Genomic DNA, 17,410 nt, shown 5'->3' on the forward strand with positions numbered 1-17,410 from the left:
TCCGGAAATGCCCCTGGTCACCAGGGGAAGCGATGGCTGGACGTCCTTCTGGAAGATGTAGTCCCGCCCGGTGGGGTGGGTCAGCGGTCCTCCGGGAGCGCCAGGCCGCCCGCCTGCCCTTCCGTCATCCAGCCAACGAAGCGCCCACCCCGGGGTCCGGGTGCGGAAGGGCGCGCCGTGGCGCGAGCACGTCCGCGCGGCCCCGTACCCTGCGTGTTATGGGGAGGCACATGAGCGCCGAAGCCACGCCCTCCCGAGCGAAGCGGCCCGTCGAGTACGAGGCCACCGTCACCGACCTCCGCATGGAGACCCACGACACGGCGACGCTGTGGCTGGAGCTGGACGCGAGCGCGGGGCCGCTCGACTACAAGGCAGGCCAGTTCATCAACATCGACCCGCACCAGTTCCGGTCGCTCGCGCAGCAGTGCGCGTACCTGCAGGAGCAGAAGGGGCGCAAGGAGCCGCCGCGCTCGTACTCGCTCGCCTCCGCGCCGCACGAGCGGCACGTGGCCATCACGGTGAAGGACGAGGAGTTCATCCCCGGCGTCACGCGCTACCCGCCGCTCCTGTCGCCCCTGCTGGTGCACGGGCGGCTGGTGGGCGCGAAGCTGAAGGTGACGGGCTTCATGGGGCCGTACGTGCTGCCGGACGACGTGGCGGAGCGGGCGGACCACGTGCTGCACGTGGTGGCGGGCTCCGGCGCGGTGCCCAACTTCGCCATCGTGAAGGACGCGCTGCACCGCGGGCTGAAGCTGCGGCACACGTTCCTCGCGTCCAACAAGACGTGGGCGGACATCCTCTACCGCGAGGAGCTGGCCGCGCTGGAGCGGGCGGCGCCGGACCGCGTGCGGGTGGTGCACACGCTCACGCGCGAGACGGATGAGGCGAAGTATGGCCCCCAGGTGCGCAAGGGCCGCGTCGCGGAGGCGCTGCTGCGCGAGCTGCTTCCCGCGCCCGACACCTGCCTCGTGTACGTGTGCGGACCCGCCATCACGCCGTGGGACCGGCGCAAGGCGCTGGAGACGCGCACACCCGCCACGCCGCGCTTCATGGAGGCGGTGCTGGGCCACCTGCACGAGCTGGGCATCCCGGACAAGCGCATCAAGCGCGAGGCCTACGGCTGACCAGGCCTCAGTGCGGGGTGACGTCCACGGGAGGCAGCTGGTCCAGGAACGTCAGCACGTGCTCGGCCGTCTCGCGGGGCTTCTCCATGGGGAACAGGTGCGAGGCGAGCGGCAGCGTGTCCACGCGCGTGCGCTTCATCTCCCGCTCCGCTCGCGCCAGCGCGTCGGGCAGGAGCGTGTCGGAGCGCTCGCCGCGCAGCACCAGCGTGGGCGCCGTGTTGGCGCGGATGAGCGACCAGGGATCCGCGGGGAAGGTCTCGAAGATGCGGGCCTCCCACTCGCGAGGGAAGCGCAGGCGGAAGTCGCCCGCGTCCGTGGGCACCAGCCCGTGCGTGATGTAGTCGCTGAAGCAGTCCGCGTCCCAGTCCTTGAACAGCGTGCGCTGGCGGTACGCGGCGGCCGCCTCCTCGCGCGTCGCCCAGCGCTCCCTCCGCCGCAGCGCGCCCCGCACGATGGGGGTGCGGTCCATGCGGCCCAGCAGCTTCATCAGGCGCAGCGCCCACAGCCGGGACCCGGTGATGAGCACGGGGTCCAACGCCACCACCGCGCGGAACAGCCCCGGGTTCGCGGCGGCGGCCATCAACGTGCTCGTGCCGCCCACGCTGTGCCCCACGCCCAGCACGCCCGAGCGCCCCCGCGCCTTCAGTTCGCGCGCGAGGTCCTCGCCCAGCTCCTTCCAGGTCGTGAGCGCCTTCGGGTCCTGGCCCGGCACCAGCGGCCGCATGCGCAGCGACACCACGTGGTAGCGGGTCGCGAGCCGCGCGAAGAGCTTCCGGTACGTCTCCGGAGGAAAACCGTTCGCGCAGGCGAAGTGCAGGAGCGGCCCGCTCCCACCCCAGTCATCCAGCTCCAAGGCCATGCCCCTTCCATCAACACCCTCCACCGCGCCGCGGCGGAGGGACTTCACGGCTCGCCCCACTCGTCTCCGGTGCCCTGACGGCCACCGGCCGGCCCCAATCCCGGGACGAGACTGCGTACCCCGACATTCAGACACCGCGAACGCCGCCCTGGGTCCTGCCGCCGAGCCCGACCTCCGGCATCGACGCCAGCATGACCGGGCCCCCTGACGTGCCCACGTCCTCCGACATCCTCCCGGAGGCTTCCTCAAGGAAACCGGCCCCCTGGAATGTCTTCGCGTGCGCATCGCACGGACGGAGGGCATGTAACGCCTGCCCGGCCGCCTCGCACGGCCGGAAGAAGGCGCGGCCCTGCCGGTGCGGGGCACACGCCGCCCCCGCCCGTCAGGTCACCTGCCCCACCCTACGGTCCAGGTGGGGGCCCGCTTTCGTTCAGGGTTCGGACGGCGACGCGGGCGCCGCGTCCGGCGTGGGCGCCGCGTCCGGCGTCGCCTCCGAAGCCGGCTCCAGCGCCGGCTCCGACTCCGCGTCACCACCGGCCGCGCCCGCGGGCGTGATGCCCAACAGCCGCGTCAGCCGGGGCTGCACGCCCGTCTCCGCGAGCAGCGCCTGGAGCTGCAGCCGCGCGCGCCGGTTGTCCCGGTGCACGCGCCGCCCGAGGATGAGCTCGTTCTTCAACGAGTGCTCCCACCCGGTCAGCTCCGTCACCGTCACCTGGTAGCCGTACGCCTCCAGCGTCAGCGCGCGGATGACGTTGGTCAGGTGCGAGCCGAACTCGCGCCGGTGCCACGGGTGCTGGAAGAGCAGCGACATGGAGCCGGCCGGCTTCGCCTTCTTCTCCTTCAGCTGCGCGGCCACCTCCGCCTGGCAGCACGGCACCACCGCCACGTGGTCCGCGCCGTGCTTGATGGCCGCCACCAGCGCGTCGTCCGTGGCGGTGTCGCACGCGTGCAGCGCCATCAGCACGTGGATGCGCTCCGGGTACTCCGCCGCGTCGATGTGCGCCGTCTGGAAGCGCATCCGGTCGAAGTGCAGCCGCTCGGCGCGGCCCTTCGCGCGCTCCGTCAGGTCCGGCCGCCCTTCGATGGACAGCAGCTCACCGCCGCTTGAGTCCTTCAGGAACAGCTCGTAGACGACGAAGCCCAGGTACGCGTTGCCGCTGCCCGCGTCCACCACCAGGGGGTTCGCGTGGCGCGTCTGCACGTCCTCCATGGCGGGCCGGAGCAGGCCCACCAGGTGGTTGACCTGCTTGAGCTTGCGCAGCGCGTCCGCGTTGAGGTTCCCCTCGCGCGTGAGCAGGTGCAGCTCCCGCAGGAGCGCGGGGGACTGGTCCGGGAGCAGCTCCTTGCGGACCTGCGGCGCCTTGACGTTGCGTCTCAGACGGACACCACTTCGGTGACCTCCGGGATCATCTCCCGGAGCCGGCCCTCGATGCCCATCTTCAGCGTCGCCGTGGACGACGGGCAGCCCGCGCACGAACCCTTCATGTGCAGGTACACGATGCCGTCCTCGAAGCGGTCCAGCGTGATGTCACCGCCGTCCTGCGCCACGGCCGGGCGGATCTCCTCGTCCAGGATGACCTGGATGCGCTGCTCCACCGTGCCGTCCGCGGACACCGTCTGGCGCGCCGCCGCGACGGCCGCCTCGTCCACCACCGGCAGGCCCTCCGACAGGTGCGTGTCCAGCGTGGACATCACGGAGTCGTTGAGCTCGTCCCATTCGCCGGACTCGCCCTTCGTCACGGTGACGAAGTTCGTGCCCAGCATCACCGCCGTCACGCCCTGGATGTCCATGAGCCGGAGCGCCAGGGGCGACTTCGCCTGCGCGTCGTCCCGGTTGGTGAAGTTCACCGCGCCACCGCCCAGCAGCTTGCGGTCCACCACGTACTTCAGCGTGCTGGGGTTGGGGGTCCACTCGAGCTGGATGTTCACTGACATGCTGTTCTCCCTACGAAAGTCCGCTTCCTCTAAAGGGCGCCGGGCCCCATAGCAACCTGTCCGGCTGTCAGGCAAACGCCCCGCGCCATCCATTCACTCCGGATGGAGCCAAGGCCCGTCACCGATGTAAGACACGGCCCCATGCCCTACCCGCCCCGCCTCGCCCACCTGGCCACCAAGGCCGTGGTGGTGGCCAAGCTGAGCCCCACCTACGCGGACGCCCACCGGGTGGACGCCGAGGAGGCCTCCCAGCGCCTCTCCACCGCCCTCTCCGGGCGCCTGTTGACCTCCCTTCTGGAGGCCACCTGGACGCAGATGCTCGGGAGCACGAAACGTCTCAAGGAAGAAGGCCTTTTGGAGAAGGTGGCCGCCACCCTGAGCGACCGGCCCCAGCGGCCGGGCAAGGTCGCCACCGTGACGGCCGGGTGGAGCGCCTTCCTCATCCTGGTGGACCTGGAGGTGGGCACCGCCAGCGACGCCGCCCGCCGGGTCATGGAGTCCGACGAGGGCCGCAAGCGCGCCGCCGCGGGGCTCACGGAGGTCGCCGGCTTCCTCGCCCAGGAGCTCACGCGCGGCAAATAGGGCGGCCCGCCGGTCGTGGCGGCAGCCGCCACCCGCCGTTATAGGCTGGCGCTCGGCACGTCCATGTCCGCCCCGCTCCCCACCACGCTGCGCCTGCTCACGTCCATCACCGACGTTCCCGCGTCGGCCTGGGACGCGCTCGTGGACCCGGGGTCGGTGCCGTTCCTGGAGTGGGGCTTCCTGGCCGCGCTGGAGGAGAGCGGCAGCGTGGTGCCCGAGCGCGGCTGGCACCCGCGCCACCTCACCCTGTGGCGGGGCTCACGCCTGGTCGCCGCCGCGCCCGCGTACCTGAAGGACGACAGCCACGGCGAGTTCGTCTTCGACGCCGCGTGGGCCACCGCCGCCGAGCGCGCGGGCATCCGCTACTACCCCAAGCTCGTCCTGGGCGTGCCCTTCACGCCCGCCACCGGCCGCCGCGTGCTGGTGGCCCCTGGCGAGGACGCCCCGTCCCGCGAGGCGGAGCTGTACAACGCCGCGCTGGAGTACGCGCGCGCGCAAGGGCTCTCCAGCGTCCACGTCCTCTTCCCCACCCCGGAGGAGCTGCCGGTGCTGGAGGCGCAGGGCTACGCGCTGCGCCTGGGCGTGCAGTACCTGTGGCGCAACGCGGGCTACCGGACGTTCGAGGACTTCCTCGGCCGCTTCCGCTCCAAGCGGCGGCACCAGATTCAGCGGGAGCGGCGTCAGATGGAGGACCAGGGCATCACCCTGCGCACGCTCCGGGGAGACGCGCTGGCGGAGGTGGACGCGGCCTGCGCCCACCAGCTCTACGTCTCCACGGTGGACCGCTACCCCTGGGGCGTGCGGTCGCTGACCGAGGACTTCTTCGCCCGCCTGCTCGCCGGCTTCAAACACCGATGCGAGTTCGTGGAGGCGCGGCGGGAAGGCCGCAGGGTGGCGGGGGCGTTCAACTTCACCGGGGCGAGCACGCTGTACGGCCGTTATTGGGGTGCGTTCGAGGAACATCCGTTCCTGCACTTCAACGTGTGCCTCTACCACCCGGTGGAGGACTGCATCGCCCGGGGCCGCGAGCGCTTCGAGCCCGGAGCAGGCGGCGAGCACAAGCTCACCCGGGGTTTCGAGCCGCACCTCACGTACAGTGCGCATCTGTTCCTTCACCCCGGCCTGGACCGGGCGGTGCGCGGCTTCCTGGCGCACGAGCGGGCGGCCGTCGAGAGCGGCCTGCCGCTGTGGTGGGCGGAGACGGGTTTCAAGGAGCGGGTCTGAAGCGGTTTCAAGCAGGGCCCGCCAATGGTTCGCGAAGCGAAGGCAAGGGAGTCCGCAAGCCCATGGCTCAGAAGCACCAACACGATGACGGCCAGGTCGTCACGGAGGCCGTCCCCAAGCAGAAGCTGAAGAGGCCGACGCTCTACAAGGTCCTCCTGCACAACGACAACTACACCACGCGTGAGTTCGTCGTGGCCGTGCTCAAGGAGATCTTCCACAAGTCGGAGACGGATGCCGTGCAGATCATGATGCACGTTCATTACAACGGCATCGGTGTGGCGGGCGTTTATACCTACGACGTCGCCGAGACGAAGCTCAAGACAGTGGAGGCCGCGGCGAGGGACAACGGGTTCCCCCTGCGGCTGTCCATGGAACCCGAGGAAGGCTGAACCGTGGCGGGACCATCGATTGCCAAAGAATTGCAGGCCAGCTTCCGCACCGCGCTCGACGAGGCGCGGAAGATGCGTCACGAGTACCTGACCCTGGAGCACCTGCTCCTGGCCCTCACCCGTGAGTCGCGCACCCGCGAGGTGCTCAAGGGCTGCGGCGCGAACGTCAAGCGCCTGCAGGAGAACCTGACCTCCTTCCTGGAGGAGACGGTCGAGCGCCTGCCTGACGACGTGGACGCCGAGCCGCAGCAGACCATCGGCGTGGAGCGCGTGCTCCACCGCGCCGCCATGCACGCGCTGTCCGCGGAGCAGAAGTACATCGACGGGGGCGACGTGCTGGTCGCCATGTTCCGTGAGGAGGAGAGCCACGCGCTCTACCTGTTGCAGCAGGAGGGCGTCACCCGCCTGGACCTGCTCAACTTCATCTCCCACGGCACCACCAAGGACGGCGAGTCCGAGGGCGAGCCGCGCGCCACGCCCGCCGGGGATGACGAGGACGGCGAGTCCCAGAAGAAGAGCCCGCTGGAGGCCTACGCCGTCCAGCTCAACAACGAGGCCAAGGCGGGCCGCATCGACCCGCTCATCGGCCGCGACAAGGAGCTGGAGCGCACCATCCAGGTGCTCTGCCGCCGCCGCAAGAACAACCCGCTCTACGTGGGTGAGGCCGGCGTGGGCAAGACGGCCATCGCGGAGGGCCTGGCGCTCTACATCACCGAAGGCCGCGTGCCGGCCGCGCTCAAGGACGCGGTCGTCTACTCGCTGGACATGGGCGCGCTGCTCGCGGGCACCAAGTTCCGCGGCCAGTTCGAGGAGCGCCTGAAGGGCGTGCTCAAGGCGCTCCAGGAGCTGCCGGACGCCATCCTCTTCATCGATGAAATCCACACCATCGTCGGCGCCGGGGCCACGAGCGGCGGGTCCATGGACGCGTCCAACCTGCTCAAGCCGGCGCTGGCTTCGGGCCGGCTGCGCTGCATCGGGTCCACGACGTTCCAGGAGTTCAAGGCGTCGTTTGAACGCGACCGCGCGCTGTCCCGCCGCTTCCAGAAGATTGAAGTGGACGAGCCCAGCGTGGAGGACACCGTCAAGGTGCTGGAGGGCCTGCGCAGCCGCTACGAGGAGCACCACCACGTGAAGTACGGCGAGGGTGCGCTCCAGGCGGCGGCGGAGCTGGCGGCCAAGCACATCAACGACCGGTTCCTGCCGGACAAGGCCATCGACGTCATCGACGAGGCCGGCGCCGCGGAGCGGCTCAAGCCGGAGGGCGTGCGCACGGGCGTCGTCTCCGCGCACGACGTGGAGCAGGTCGTCTCCAAGATGGCCAAGATTCCGGCCAAGAGCGTGTCCGCGAGCGAGGGCGTCCAGATTCAGAACCTGGACAAGGAGCTCAAGGGCGTCATCTACGGGCAGGACAAGGCCATTGAAGAGATGGTGGGCGCCATCAAGCTGTCGCGCTCCGGCCTGCGCGCGCCGGAGAAGCCCATTGGCAGCTTCCTCTTCTCCGGCCCCACGGGCGTGGGCAAGACGGAGCTGGCGAAGCAGCTGGCGCAGAGCCTGGGCGTGGAGTTCCTGCGCTTCGACATGAGCGAGTACTCCGAGAAGCACACGGTGAGCCGCCTCATCGGCGCGCCTCCGGGCTACGTGGGCTTCGACCAGGGCGGCCTGCTCACGGACGCCGTGCGCAAGCACCCGTACGCGGTGCTGGTGCTGGATGAGATTGAGAAGGCCCACCCGGACCTCTTCAACATCCTGCTCCAGGTGATGGACCACGCGACGCTCACGGACAACAACGGCCGCAAGGCGGACTTCCGCAACATCATCCTCATCCTGACCACCAACGCGGGTGCGCAGGAGATGAGCACCAAGGCCATGGGCTTCGGTGACGCCAGCGTGGTGGTGGACGGCTCGCGGGCGAAGAAGGCCATCGAGCGCACCTTCACGCCGGAGTTCCGCAACCGGCTGGACGGGTGGATCCTGTTCTCCGGCCTGCCCCCCGAGGTCATCCTCAAGGTCGTGGACAAGGAGGTGCGCCTGCTCCAGAAGGTGCTCGACGAGAAGAAGGTCAAGCTGGAGCTCACGCCCGCCGCCCGCGCGTGGCTGGCCGAGCACGGCTACGACCCGGCCTTCGGTGCGCGCCCCATGGCGCGGCTCGTGGACAACACCCTCAAGAAGCCGCTCGCGGAGGCGCTGCTGTTCGGCTCCCTCAAGAGCGGGGGCGTGGCCCGCTTCGACGTCGTGGACGACGCCGTGAAGCTCCAGGCGGAGGCCACCGAGGCCGTGCCGGCTTGAAGCACGGCTGAGGCTTGACTCATCCGAGGCCCCGGGCCCCCTTCATGGGGACTCGGGGCCTTCGTGTTTCCTACTCCGGCTTGGACTCGACCTTGTACGCGCCCACGGCGCTGGAGAGCTGCTCGGAGATGATTTGCAGCGTGGTGGCCGCCTCGCCGGTGGACCCGATGCGGGCCACGGTGTCGTCCATCATCTTGGACAAGTCATTCACCGCCAGGGTGATTTGGTTGATGCCCACGTTCTGCTGATTCACCGCGGCGGCGATCTGCCGGACGGCGGCGGCGTTGTCCTGGACGATGGAGGACAGCTCGCGCAGGTTCTGCCCGCTGTCGCGCACCTGCGCCAGGCCCGCCTCCATCCGCTCCGCGCCGCGCTCCGTGATGCGCACCGCGGCGGTGACGGAGTTGGCGATGTCGTCCAGGAGCTCCCGCACCCGCGTGGTCGCCTGGATGGACTGGTCCGCCAGGGCGCGGATTTCGCGCGCCACCACGCTGAAGCCCTTGCCGTGCTCACCGGAGCGCACCGCTTCGATGGCCGCGTTGAGCGCGAGCATGTTGGACTGGTCCGCCAGGTCCTTCACCGTCTGGGTGATGCCGCCAATCTGGCGCGTGCGCTCCCCCAACTCGAGGATCTTCTCCGCGATTTCGCCCACCTGCGCGCGGATGTCGTTGAGGCCCGCCATCGTCTGCTCGATGGAGGCCTCGCCCGCCCTGGCCAGGGAGTCCGCGCGCTCGGCGACGCTGAGCACGCTCTCCGCCTTCTGCGCGGCCAGCGTGGACGTCTGCTTGATTTCCTGCGCCGTCACCTGCGTCTCCTGGAGCGCGGCGGCCTGGCGGGAGATGGTCTGCGCCTGCTCGGTGGAGGACGCGTTGAGGTGGTCCGTGGACTGGGTGAGCGCGGTGGCGGCGTGCTGGAGGTTGACCGTCACCTCGCGCAGCTTGCCCACCATCTGCGAGAAGGAGTTGGACAGCCGCCCCACCTCGTCGTTGCCGCGCGCGTGGATGGGGCGGGTGAGGTCGCCGGACGCCACGATGTGACCCGCCACGGACGTGAGCTCCGCCAGCGGCCGCACGATGCTCCGGCCGAACAGCGCCGCCAGCACCACGCCGCCCGTCACCAAGAGGAGCGCGAACGCCAGCATCTCCCAGCGCAGCGCGTCCACCCTCGCGTCGATGAACTCGCGCGCCATGCCCACGTGCACGGTGCCCAGCCGCCCCTTCTCCGCCACGGCCGCCGCGACATCCAGCGCGCGCAGCGTCCTGCCGCCGCGCAGGATGCTCACCTCCGGCACCACGCGCGTGCGGCCCTTGCCCACGCCGGGCTGCGCGTCGAGCGCGGCCTTCAGGTTCTCCGGGAAGACGCCCTGGAACGAGTGCACCAGCACGAAGCCCGTGGGGTCCTGGATGAAGATGTAGGCCAGGTCCTCGCGCTCGCGGAACGTCTCCAAGAGCGGCTGGAGCGAACCCATGCCCGCGGACACGCCCTGCTCCGCCGCGATGGCCAGGCTCAGCGCCACGGCCTCGCCCTCGCTGGCGTGGCGCTCCTCCAGGTTGGACTCCAGCTGGCGGGTGGCGATGAGGGTGAGCAGCAGCGCCACGGAGGCGCTGATGACGGCCGTGACGAGCACGAACTTCGGCGCGAGCCCGAGCCCGCGCAGGAAGGAGACAGGGAGCGCGGTGGAGGGCGTCAAGGGAACACTCCCGGGCGACTGCGGTCTGTGGCTGGGGAACGGCTCACCGGGCCCCCCCCTCCGGGCCACGGGAAGGACGGAACGACGGCCGCTGACAGCTCTGCAGGATGAGGTCCGCCACCAGCGCGAGCGGCGTGCCCCCGTCCGTGGCCTTCAGCTCCACGGCGGCGCGAGGCATGCCGTAGACGACGCTGGAGGCCTCGTCCTGGGCCAGGGTGACGCCCCCGGCCTGACGGATGGCCAAGAGGCCCCGCGCGCCGTCCTCGCCCATGCCGGTGAGCACGCCGCCGCCGCTGCGCCGGCCGTACGCCATGGCCAGCGAGTTCAGGAGCACGTCCCCGTTGGGACACGGACCGCCGTGGCTGCGCTGCAGGCGCGCCAGGCCCACGCTGTCCACCAGCAGGTCATGGCCATCCAGCGGGAAGTACACGCGGCCCGGCTCCAGCCGTTCTCCATCGCGCGCGACGCCCACCTGCAGCTCGCACACCTGGGACAGCCAGCGCACCATGCCCTGCGTGAAGCCCACGGTGATGTGCTGCGCGACGAGCATGGGCACCGGCAGGTCGCGGGGCAGCTTGGACAGCACCTCCGCCAGCGCGGGCGGTCCCCCGGTGGAGGCGACCAGGCCGAACACGTCCACCCGCGTCCCGCTGGGCACGGGCGGCGGCGCCACGGCGCGCGGGCGGCGGGAGATGACGGGCACCTCCGCCATCAGGCACACGGAGTGGGCCAGCTCCCGGCCCCAGCGGCGCAGCTCCTCCGCGTTGGTGACGTTGGGCTTGCCGATGAGCTCCAGCGCGCCGGCGCTCATGGCTTGAAAGCCCAGGTCCACGCCGCGCTGCTCCGCCACCGCGCTCACCACCAGGATGCGCGCGGGGGCCTGGGACATGATGTGCCCGATGGCCGCCGGGCCGTCCAGGCCGGGCAGGAGCAGGTCCATGGTGATGACGTCCGGGCGCAGCAGGCGCGCCAGCTGCACGGCGCGGTTGCCGTCCCCCGCCCGGCCCACCACTTCAATGCGCGGCTCCTCCGTGAGGAGCGCGGTGAGGGTGTTGGCCATGGTGGGCGAGTCATCCACCACGAGCACGCGAATGGGCTTTTTCGAGCTCACTCGCGGCTCCCCCTGCGGCTCATCACGTCCAGCACCTCCGCGAGCAGGCGGCCCGCGGCGCACTCGCGCTTGCTGAGGAAGCCGTCCGCCCCGGACGACAGGCCGCGCTCACGCGCCACGGCGCTGTCGTGCGCGGAGACCAGGATGACGGGCAGCGTGCGCGTGTCCTTGCGCTCGCGAAGCCGCGCGATGAGTTCGATGCCGTCCATCTCTTCCATGTCCAGGTCGCAGATGACGACGTCGTAGGTGTCCGCCTGCAGCCGCTCCAGCGCCCGCGCCCCGCTGGCCGCCAGGTGCACCTGGAAGCCGCCGGCCTCCAGCATCGCCCGGTGCAGCGCGCGCGCGGTGAGCGAGTCATCCACCACCAGCGCCCGCCGGCTCACCGCGGACACCGTCACCTTCTCCGAATCCGACACCACCCAGTCCGGCCGGAGGATGAGCAGCAGCTCGCCCCGGCTGAGCGTCGCCGCGCCCTGCCAGGCCGCGACCTCGCGCACCTCCGACGGCAGCGGGCGGATGACCAGGTCCCTATCCCCCACCACCGCGTCCACCCCCAGCGCCACGCGCTTGCCGCCGCTCTGCACGATGAGCAGCGGCTGCCCTTCGGCGGGCGGAGACGACGCGCGCAGCCCCAGCCGCGCGCCCAGGTCCACCACCGGCAACAGCTGCCCCTGGTGTTCCAGGTGCGTGCGGCGCTTGCCCACGCGCAGCATGTCCGGGCGCGCCAGCTGCGTGGACTCCACCGCCAGCATGGGCAGGCCCACGAACTGCTCCAGCGCGCGCACCATCAGCACCGGGGAGCTGCCCAGGTCCACCGGCAGCGTCAGCACGAAGCGCGTGCCCTGCCCGCGCGTGCTCGACACCTCGATGCGGCCCTGCAGCGACTCCACCGTGGCGCGCACCGCGTCCAGGCCCACGCCGCGCCCGGAGGTGTCCGTCACGTCCGAGCGCGTGCTGAAGCCCTCGCGGAAGATGAGCTCGCGCACCTGGTTGTCGTTGAGGCGCGCCACCTCCTCCGCCGTGACGAGCCCGCGCTTCTCCGCGGCCTTGCGCACCTGCGAGAGGTCGATGCCGCGCCCGTCGTCGCTCGCCTCCAGGTACAGGAGGTTGCCCTGCTGCTCCACGCGCAGCGTGAGCGCGCCCTCGTGGTGCTTGCCGGCCTTCTCGCGCTCGGCGGGCATCTCCAGGCCGTGGTCCACGGCGTTGCGCAGGATGTGCACGAGCGCGCCCTGGAGCTTCTCCAGGAGGCGCCGGTCCAGCGACACCTCCGCGCCCACCACCGACAGCCGCGCTTCCTTCCCCAGCTGGCGCGACAGGTCGCGCACCATGCGCTGCAGCGGGTCCAGGATGGTGCGCGTGGGGCGCGTGGTGATGGCCTTGAGGCCGTCCTCCAGCGCGTCCACGACGTCGCTCGTCTCCTCGCCGTCGGTGCGCAGGGAGCGGCCCGTGCCGGACAACAGCGTGCGCGCCTCCGCGGTCTCCGCCAGCAGGCCCTGCTTCGCGAGCAGCGCGGACACCCGCTCCAGCTCCCGGCTGCGCTCCTCCACCCGCAGGCGCACCTCGCGCAGGCGCTCCACCTCGCGCATCAGCGACGTCACCTGGGTCGCGCTCACGCGCCAGCCGGCGTCGGCGGACTCCCCCGCGGGCTCCAGCGCGGCGGGCGCTTCGGAAGGCACGGGCGGGGTGCTGGGCGGAGCGGCGGCCACGGTGGGCGGAACCTGCGCGAAGGCGCCCCCTGGCAGCACCGCGGCCGCTTCCGGCGGCGGCGCGGCGGAGACCAGCTGGGCCAGCGCGGCGGCGGGGTTCGGCAGGTCGTCCCCGCGCCCGTCCGCGTGCGCCTGGGCGCGCAGCATGAAGAGGTCCAGCCCGTGCAGCAGCACGTCCACCACCGGGCGCGGCATCTTCTGCGTGTGCGCCTTGAGCGGCGCCAGCGCGTCCTCCAGCTTGTGGGCGATGTCGCCCAGGTCCTGGAGCCCCAGCGACGCGGCGCTGCCCTTCAGCGTGTGCAGGTGCCGGCCCAGCCGCGTGTAGATTCTGGCGAGCGCGTCGTTCTCCAGCCCCTCGCGCTCCAGCTCCAGCAGGTCCATGGTGACCTTCTGGATGACCTCCTGGGCCTCCACGGCGAAGCCCGCCACCAGCGGCTGCAGCATCGGATCAACGGGCATGTCGTACTCCCCCGTCGGACCGGCCGAACAGGCGCATCGGGTCGATGAGGTGGATGAGCTGACGGTCCTGGGTGAAGACCTCCACCACCGGGCCCTCCGCACGGGCGCGCGCGGCCTCCACGGACGCGAGCGGCAGCGTCGTGGGACGCGGAATCGCCTCGCAGTCGAGCGCGCACAGCTCGCCGTCGCCCCGGTCCACCACCAGCAGCACGGCCGGATCCTGCCGCCACCCGTGGCCGCCCAGCAGCGACGCCAGGCTCAGCGCGGACAGCACCTGGCCCTGGAAGCGCAGCACGCCAATCACGGCGGGCGCGGACAGCGGCACCGGCGTCACCATGCGCAAGGGCAGCGCGGCGCGCAGCGACTCCAGCGGCAGCGCGTAGCGCTCTTCTCCCAGCGGGAACTCGGCGATCCAATGGACCGCCTCCTCCACCGTCGACTCGCCCTGCTCGCGCAGGCGCGCGGCCCGGCGCGCGAGCAGATCCCGCGTCTCCGACTCCAGGGTTTCGTCCACCAGCGGCGTCGCCTTCATTCCAGCGCCCCCAGATTCAGGTAGGCGTCAGCGGACGCCAGATAGAAGCGCGCGGGCAGCGCCTCCGGTCCATCCACCAGCGCGTCCGGTGGCAACTGCCCCGCCCGCGTGCGCAACGCGCGCATCAGCGGGAAGGCCGCGTCCCGGGATCCCGCGCGCTCGCGCAACAGCGCCAGCTCCAGCAGGCCCGGCAGGTAGTCCGGCGCCTGCTTCACGAGCAGCTCCAGCACCGCCGTCGCCCCGGCCACGTTGCCCTCTTCGATCCGCTCCAGCGCCTGCAGGTGCATCCGCGCGGGCGAAGGCGGCGGGGACGGCGGCGGCGTGGGCGAGACCAGCACGGGCGCGGACAGCCGCCGGGGCGCGGGCGTCATGCGCGGCACCGGCACGGGCGGGGCCGTGGGCAGCTGCGCGAAGGTGCGCTCCTCCGGGCGGGGCTTACGGAAGGCCTGCAGCTCCGGAGGCCCCTCGCGCGTGAGCCCCGGCGGCGCGCGGTCCACCTCCACCGTGCCCAGGAACAGGAGGCCGCCCGGCGCCAGCGCCCGCGCCAGGTGGACGATGGCCGCGTCGCGCGCGGACGCAGAGAAGTACGTAAGCACGTTGCGGCAGAGGATGAAGTCGAACTGCCCGTAGCGCTCCGGCAGGGGCGCCAGCAGGTTCGCCGGAGCGAAGCGCGTCACCTTGCGCACCTCCGGGAGGATGGACACCTGCCGCCCGTTGAGCAGCTCGTAGACGGGGTGCAGCGCGGGGGCGGACTCGCGCCGGGACCACGCGCCGTAGGTGCCGCGCCGCGCGGCCTCCAGGCTGGCCTCGTGCAGGTCCGTGCCCACCACCTCCACCGGCATCCCCGCGGGCGCGCACGCCAGCAGGCACGCGGCCAGCGAATAGGTCTCCTCGCCGGTGGCGCACCCGGCGCTCCAGCCGCGCAGGTGCATGGCGCCGTGGCGCAGCGCCGTCGGGATGCCCTCCTGCGTGATGTAGCGGAAGTGCTCCGGCTGGCGGAAGAAGTACGTCTCCCCCACCAGGACCGCGCGCACCAGCGTGTAGGCCAGCGGCGAGCCCAGCTGCTGCAATTCGCTCAGGACCTCCGTGGGCACGCGTCCCCGGGCCAGCTCCGCCCGCAGCACGCGCTCCACCGCCTCCTGGGCGATGGCGTCGTCCCGGAAGCCGGTGGTGTCCGCCACCACTTCCCGGGCACGGGCCAGAAGCCTCGGGTCGAGCCCCGCACTCATGCGCTCCGCTCTTCCTCCACCGGCGCGAGCAGCGCGGGCAGGTCACGCAAGAGTCCCCGCGCGATGAACACCTTCGGATCCAGGATGGGCAGCGCGCGGCCGCCCGTGCGCAGCATGCCCACGAGCCCTTCCTGCAACAGCCCGTGCTCGGCGCCGCCCACCTTCTCGCGCCGGTCGATGTCGCTCGCCTGGAACTCCTCCGGGTCCTTCACCGTGTCCACGGTGAGCGCCAGCGACACGCCCTCCGTTTCGATGACCACCAGCATCCGCTCCGCGACGGCCACCTTGTGCCGCACGCCCAGCCGCAGCGCCACGTCCAGCACGCACACCGCCTTGCCGCGCAGCTCCACGTACTCGCGCAGGTAGGACGGGCCCGCGGGCAACGGCCGCGTCAGCGGCTGCAGCAGGACCTCCTTCACGGAGTCCAGCGGCACGGCGAACTCGCGCTCGCCCACGCTGAGCCGCAGCACCAGCATGGCCCCGGAGCGCGAGCGCCGGCGCGCGTTCTCCAGCGCCTCGCCCACGCGCAGCAGCAGTTCGTCCGCGCGGAAGGGCTTGGCCAGGAACGCCTCCGCGCCGAAGCCCAGGCACGCCTCCGCGCGCTGCTTCTCCGAGGAGATGATGATGACCGGGATGTCCGCCGTGCCCGCGTCCGCCTTCATCCGCTGGAGCACTTCGTCCCCATCCATCTCCGGCATGGACAGGTCCAGCAGCACCGCCGCCGGGTGCAGCCGCCCCACCTTGTCCAGCGCCTCACGGCCATTGCTGGCCGTGTGGATGGTGTAGTGCCCGGAGAGGATGGCCCGCTCCAACGCCAGGATGGCGTCGCTGTCATCCACCAGCAGCAGCGTCGGCAGGCTCACGGTCCTCAGCCCCCGCCCAGGAACTGACGCACCGTCTTGGTCAGCTCGTCATGCGACACGGGTTTCTGGATGAAGGCGTTGGCCCCCGCTGCCGAACCGCGCTGGCGCAGGTCCTCCCCCTTCTCCGCCGTCAACAGGATGACCGGCACCTTCTGCACCTGCGCTTGCGCGCTGGCGCGGACCTCCTTCACGAAGGTGATGCCATCCATGTTCGGCATGTTGATGTCGGCGATCACCACGCTCACCGGAACCAACCGCAAGAGCTGTAGCGCGCGCTGCGCGTCCTCCGCCTCCACGATGCTGACCTTGAGGTTCATCAGGTAGATCTTGAGGATGTTGCGGACGGTCGGGCTGTCGTCCACCAGCAAGACGTTGGTGCTCACTGTGCCACGGCTCCTCGCGCAGGCTCCGCGGAGTGCGGGATGCGCCTGCGCTGCATGGGTGATCCTACCGTGAGCGCTCCGACGGGCGGAAGCGGGGGGCTCCCGTCCGCCGGGAAGCCTGGCAGGCGAAGGTCTGGACTTTCCAGGAAGGTTGGATGGCCTCAGCCTTCCTGGGGCGTGGGGTTCGCGGGGACCCCTTCTGGCGGTGCTTCCACCGTCTCCACCGGGGGTGCGCCTACCGCGTGATAGCCACCGTCGACGTGAATCATCTCTCCGGTGGTGGAGGACAACCAATCGGACAGAAGTGCACAGGCCGTCTTCGCCACGTGGTCGTGGCTGTCCTTGTCGCTCCAGCCCAGCGGCGCCTGCTTGCCCCAGTACTGGGCCAGCGCCTTGAAGCCCGGGATGCCCTTGGCCGCCACGGTGGCGAGCGGCCCCGCGGCGAGCGCGTTGACCCGGATGCCCCTGGGCCCCAGGTCGCGCGCCAGGTAGCGCACCGTGGCCTCCATGGCCGCCTTGCACACGCCCATCCAGTCATAGATGGGCCACGCCTGCCGGTTGTCGAAGTCCAGCGCCACGATGGAGCCGCCCTGCGTCATCAGCGGCGCGCACGCCACCGCCAGCTCCTTCACGGAGAAGGTGGAGATGCGGAACGCGGTCTGCGCGCTCTCCCACGGCGTGTTGAGGAAGTTGCCGCCCAGCGCGTCCTCGGGCGCGTACGCGATGGCGTGCAGCACGCCGTCCACGCGGCCCCATTTCTGCCGCAGCGCCTCTGTCAGCGCCGGAAAGTGCGCCGGGTTCGTCACGTCCAGCTCCAGCACCTCCGTGCCGGGCTTGAGCCGCTTCGCGCTGCGCTCGGTGAGGGACTTCGCCCGGCCAAAGCCGGTGAGGATGACCTCCGCGCCCTGCGCGATCGCGTGCTCCGCGACGCCGAAGGCCAGCGACTGCGGAGTGAGCACGCCGGTGATGAGCAGCTTCTTGCCCTGAAGGAGCATGTCGGTACGTTCTCTAGAAAGTGAGTGGAAAGAGGGGCATGTG

General features: G+C 71.3%; 16 protein-coding genes. 5 read left to right on the top strand and 11 right to left on the bottom strand.

Annotated elements, in window-relative coordinates; all coding sequences use genetic code 11:
- Window positions 1-230 precede the first annotated feature (230 nt).
- Window positions 231-1,124 carry an oxidoreductase gene (locus D7W82_RS06270; RefSeq protein ID WP_120617452.1) on the top strand — a complete coding sequence of 298 codons (894 nt, stop codon included), beginning with the start codon at window positions 231-233 and terminating at the stop codon, window positions 1,122-1,124.
- Window positions 1,125-1,131: 7 nt separating this feature from the next.
- Here the strand turns inward: D7W82_RS06270 and D7W82_RS06275 are convergent, their stop codons facing one another.
- From D7W82_RS06275 to D7W82_RS06285, 3 genes are all read right to left on the bottom strand, one after another.
- Window positions 1,132-1,983 (bottom strand): alpha/beta fold hydrolase, encoded by an 852-nt coding sequence (locus tag D7W82_RS06275; RefSeq protein WP_120617453.1) that lies wholly within the window; start codon window positions 1,981-1,983, stop codon window positions 1,132-1,134.
- A gap of 430 nt (window positions 1,984-2,413) precedes the next feature.
- A complete protein-coding gene (locus D7W82_RS06280) occupies window positions 2,414-3,193 on the bottom strand; it encodes an SAM-dependent methyltransferase (RefSeq protein ID WP_233587337.1) in 780 nt (259 codons plus the stop codon).
- Between the two features lie 164 nt (window positions 3,194-3,357).
- Window positions 3,358-3,918 (bottom strand): NifU family protein, encoded by a 561-nt coding sequence (locus D7W82_RS06285; RefSeq protein ID WP_014399344.1) that lies wholly within the window; start codon window positions 3,916-3,918, stop codon window positions 3,358-3,360.
- Between the two features lie 141 nt (window positions 3,919-4,059).
- Between D7W82_RS06285 and D7W82_RS06290 the strand changes: the two genes are divergently transcribed.
- The 4 genes from D7W82_RS06290 (at window position 4,060) to clpA (ending at window position 8,399) form a co-directional block, all read left to right on the top strand.
- The gene (locus D7W82_RS06290; protein ID WP_120617454.1) at window positions 4,060-4,500 is read left to right on the top strand and encodes a hypothetical protein; all 441 of its coding nucleotides are present in this window, start codon (window positions 4,060-4,062) and stop codon (window positions 4,498-4,500) included.
- Window positions 4,501-4,563: 63 nt separating this feature from the next.
- Window positions 4,564-5,724 (top strand): GNAT family N-acetyltransferase, encoded by a 1,161-nt coding sequence (locus D7W82_RS06295; protein WP_120617478.1) that lies wholly within the window; start codon window positions 4,564-4,566, stop codon window positions 5,722-5,724.
- A 62-nt stretch (window positions 5,725-5,786) separates the two neighbouring features.
- The gene (locus D7W82_RS06300; protein WP_014399347.1) at window positions 5,787-6,113 is read left to right on the top strand and encodes an ATP-dependent Clp protease adaptor ClpS; all 327 of its coding nucleotides are present in this window, start codon (window positions 5,787-5,789) and stop codon (window positions 6,111-6,113) included.
- A 3-nt stretch (window positions 6,114-6,116) separates the two neighbouring features.
- Window positions 6,117-8,399, top strand: a complete 2,283-nt coding sequence (gene clpA / locus D7W82_RS06305; protein ID WP_120617455.1) for an ATP-dependent Clp protease ATP-binding subunit ClpA — start codon at window positions 6,117-6,119, stop codon at window positions 8,397-8,399.
- A gap of 70 nt (window positions 8,400-8,469) precedes the next feature.
- On the opposite strand, the gene D7W82_RS06310 is transcribed toward clpA, so the two are convergent.
- The 8 genes from D7W82_RS06310 to fabI all read right to left on the bottom strand — a co-directional run bounded on the left by D7W82_RS06310 (window position 8,470) and on the right by fabI (window position 17,367).
- The gene (locus D7W82_RS06310) at window positions 8,470-10,089 is read right to left on the bottom strand and encodes a methyl-accepting chemotaxis protein (RefSeq protein ID WP_120617456.1); all 1,620 of its coding nucleotides are present in this window, start codon (window positions 10,087-10,089) and stop codon (window positions 8,470-8,472) included.
- A 43-nt stretch (window positions 10,090-10,132) separates the two neighbouring features.
- Window positions 10,133-11,200, bottom strand: a complete 1,068-nt coding sequence (locus tag D7W82_RS06315; RefSeq protein WP_120617457.1) for a chemotaxis protein CheB — start codon at window positions 11,198-11,200, stop codon at window positions 10,133-10,135.
- Entirely contained in the window at window positions 11,197-13,365 is a 2,169-nt protein-coding gene (locus tag D7W82_RS06320; protein ID WP_120617458.1) for a response regulator, read from the bottom strand. Before D7W82_RS06320 ends, D7W82_RS06315 begins: the two co-directional genes overlap by 4 nt.
- Window positions 13,355-13,897: a chemotaxis protein CheW gene (locus D7W82_RS06325; protein ID WP_120617459.1), complete on the bottom strand. Its 543-nt coding sequence runs from the start codon at window positions 13,895-13,897 to the stop codon at window positions 13,355-13,357. Before D7W82_RS06325 ends, D7W82_RS06320 begins: the two co-directional genes overlap by 11 nt.
- Window positions 13,894-15,126, bottom strand: a complete 1,233-nt coding sequence (locus D7W82_RS06330) for a protein-glutamate O-methyltransferase CheR (RefSeq protein WP_120617460.1) — start codon at window positions 15,124-15,126, stop codon at window positions 13,894-13,896. Before D7W82_RS06330 ends, D7W82_RS06325 begins: the two co-directional genes overlap by 4 nt.
- Window positions 15,123-15,989 carry a response regulator gene (locus tag D7W82_RS06335; protein WP_120617461.1) on the bottom strand — a complete coding sequence of 289 codons (867 nt, stop codon included), beginning with the start codon at window positions 15,987-15,989 and terminating at the stop codon, window positions 15,123-15,125. The genes D7W82_RS06330 and D7W82_RS06335 overlap by 4 nt, the downstream gene beginning before the upstream one ends.
- Before the next feature lie 5 nt (window positions 15,990-15,994).
- Window positions 15,995-16,372, bottom strand: coding sequence for a response regulator (locus D7W82_RS06340; RefSeq protein ID WP_014399355.1), 378 nt, complete (start codon window positions 16,370-16,372; stop codon window positions 15,995-15,997).
- 161 nt (window positions 16,373-16,533) lie between these two features.
- Entirely contained in the window at window positions 16,534-17,367 is an 834-nt protein-coding gene (gene fabI / locus D7W82_RS06345) for an enoyl-ACP reductase FabI (RefSeq protein ID WP_120617462.1), read from the bottom strand.
- Window positions 17,368-17,410: the final 43 nt, after the last annotated feature.

The organism is Corallococcus sp. CA049B, from assembly GCF_003611685.1.
Lineage (GTDB): Bacteria > Myxococcota > Myxococcia > Myxococcales > Myxococcaceae > Corallococcus > Corallococcus coralloides.

Coding starts and splice junctions, on each gene's coding strand:
- D7W82_RS06300 (WP_014399347.1), top strand. CDS start 5,787: ATGGCTCAGAAGCACCAACACGATGACGGCCAGGTCGTCACGGAGGCC.
- D7W82_RS06280 (WP_233587337.1), bottom strand. CDS start 3,193: ATGGAGGACGTGCAGACGCGCCACGCGAACCCCCTGGTGGTGGACGCG.
- D7W82_RS06285 (WP_014399344.1), bottom strand. CDS start 3,918: ATGTCAGTGAACATCCAGCTCGAGTGGACCCCCAACCCCAGCACGCTG.
- D7W82_RS06290 (WP_120617454.1), top strand. CDS start 4,060: ATGCCCTACCCGCCCCGCCTCGCCCACCTGGCCACCAAGGCCGTGGTG.
- D7W82_RS06325 (WP_120617459.1), bottom strand. CDS start 13,897: ATGAAGGCGACGCCGCTGGTGGACGAAACCCTGGAGTCGGAGACGCGG.
- D7W82_RS06330 (WP_120617460.1), bottom strand. CDS start 15,126: ATGAGTGCGGGGCTCGACCCGAGGCTTCTGGCCCGTGCCCGGGAAGTG.
- fabI (WP_120617462.1), bottom strand. CDS start 17,367: ATGCTCCTTCAGGGCAAGAAGCTGCTCATCACCGGCGTGCTCACTCCG.
- D7W82_RS06275 (WP_120617453.1), bottom strand. CDS start 1,983: ATGGCCTTGGAGCTGGATGACTGGGGTGGGAGCGGGCCGCTCCTGCAC.
- D7W82_RS06295 (WP_120617478.1), top strand. CDS start 4,564: ATGTCCGCCCCGCTCCCCACCACGCTGCGCCTGCTCACGTCCATCACC.
- D7W82_RS06320 (WP_120617458.1), bottom strand. CDS start 13,365: ATGCCCGTTGATCCGATGCTGCAGCCGCTGGTGGCGGGCTTCGCCGTG.
- D7W82_RS06270 (WP_120617452.1), top strand. CDS start 231: ATGAGCGCCGAAGCCACGCCCTCCCGAGCGAAGCGGCCCGTCGAGTAC.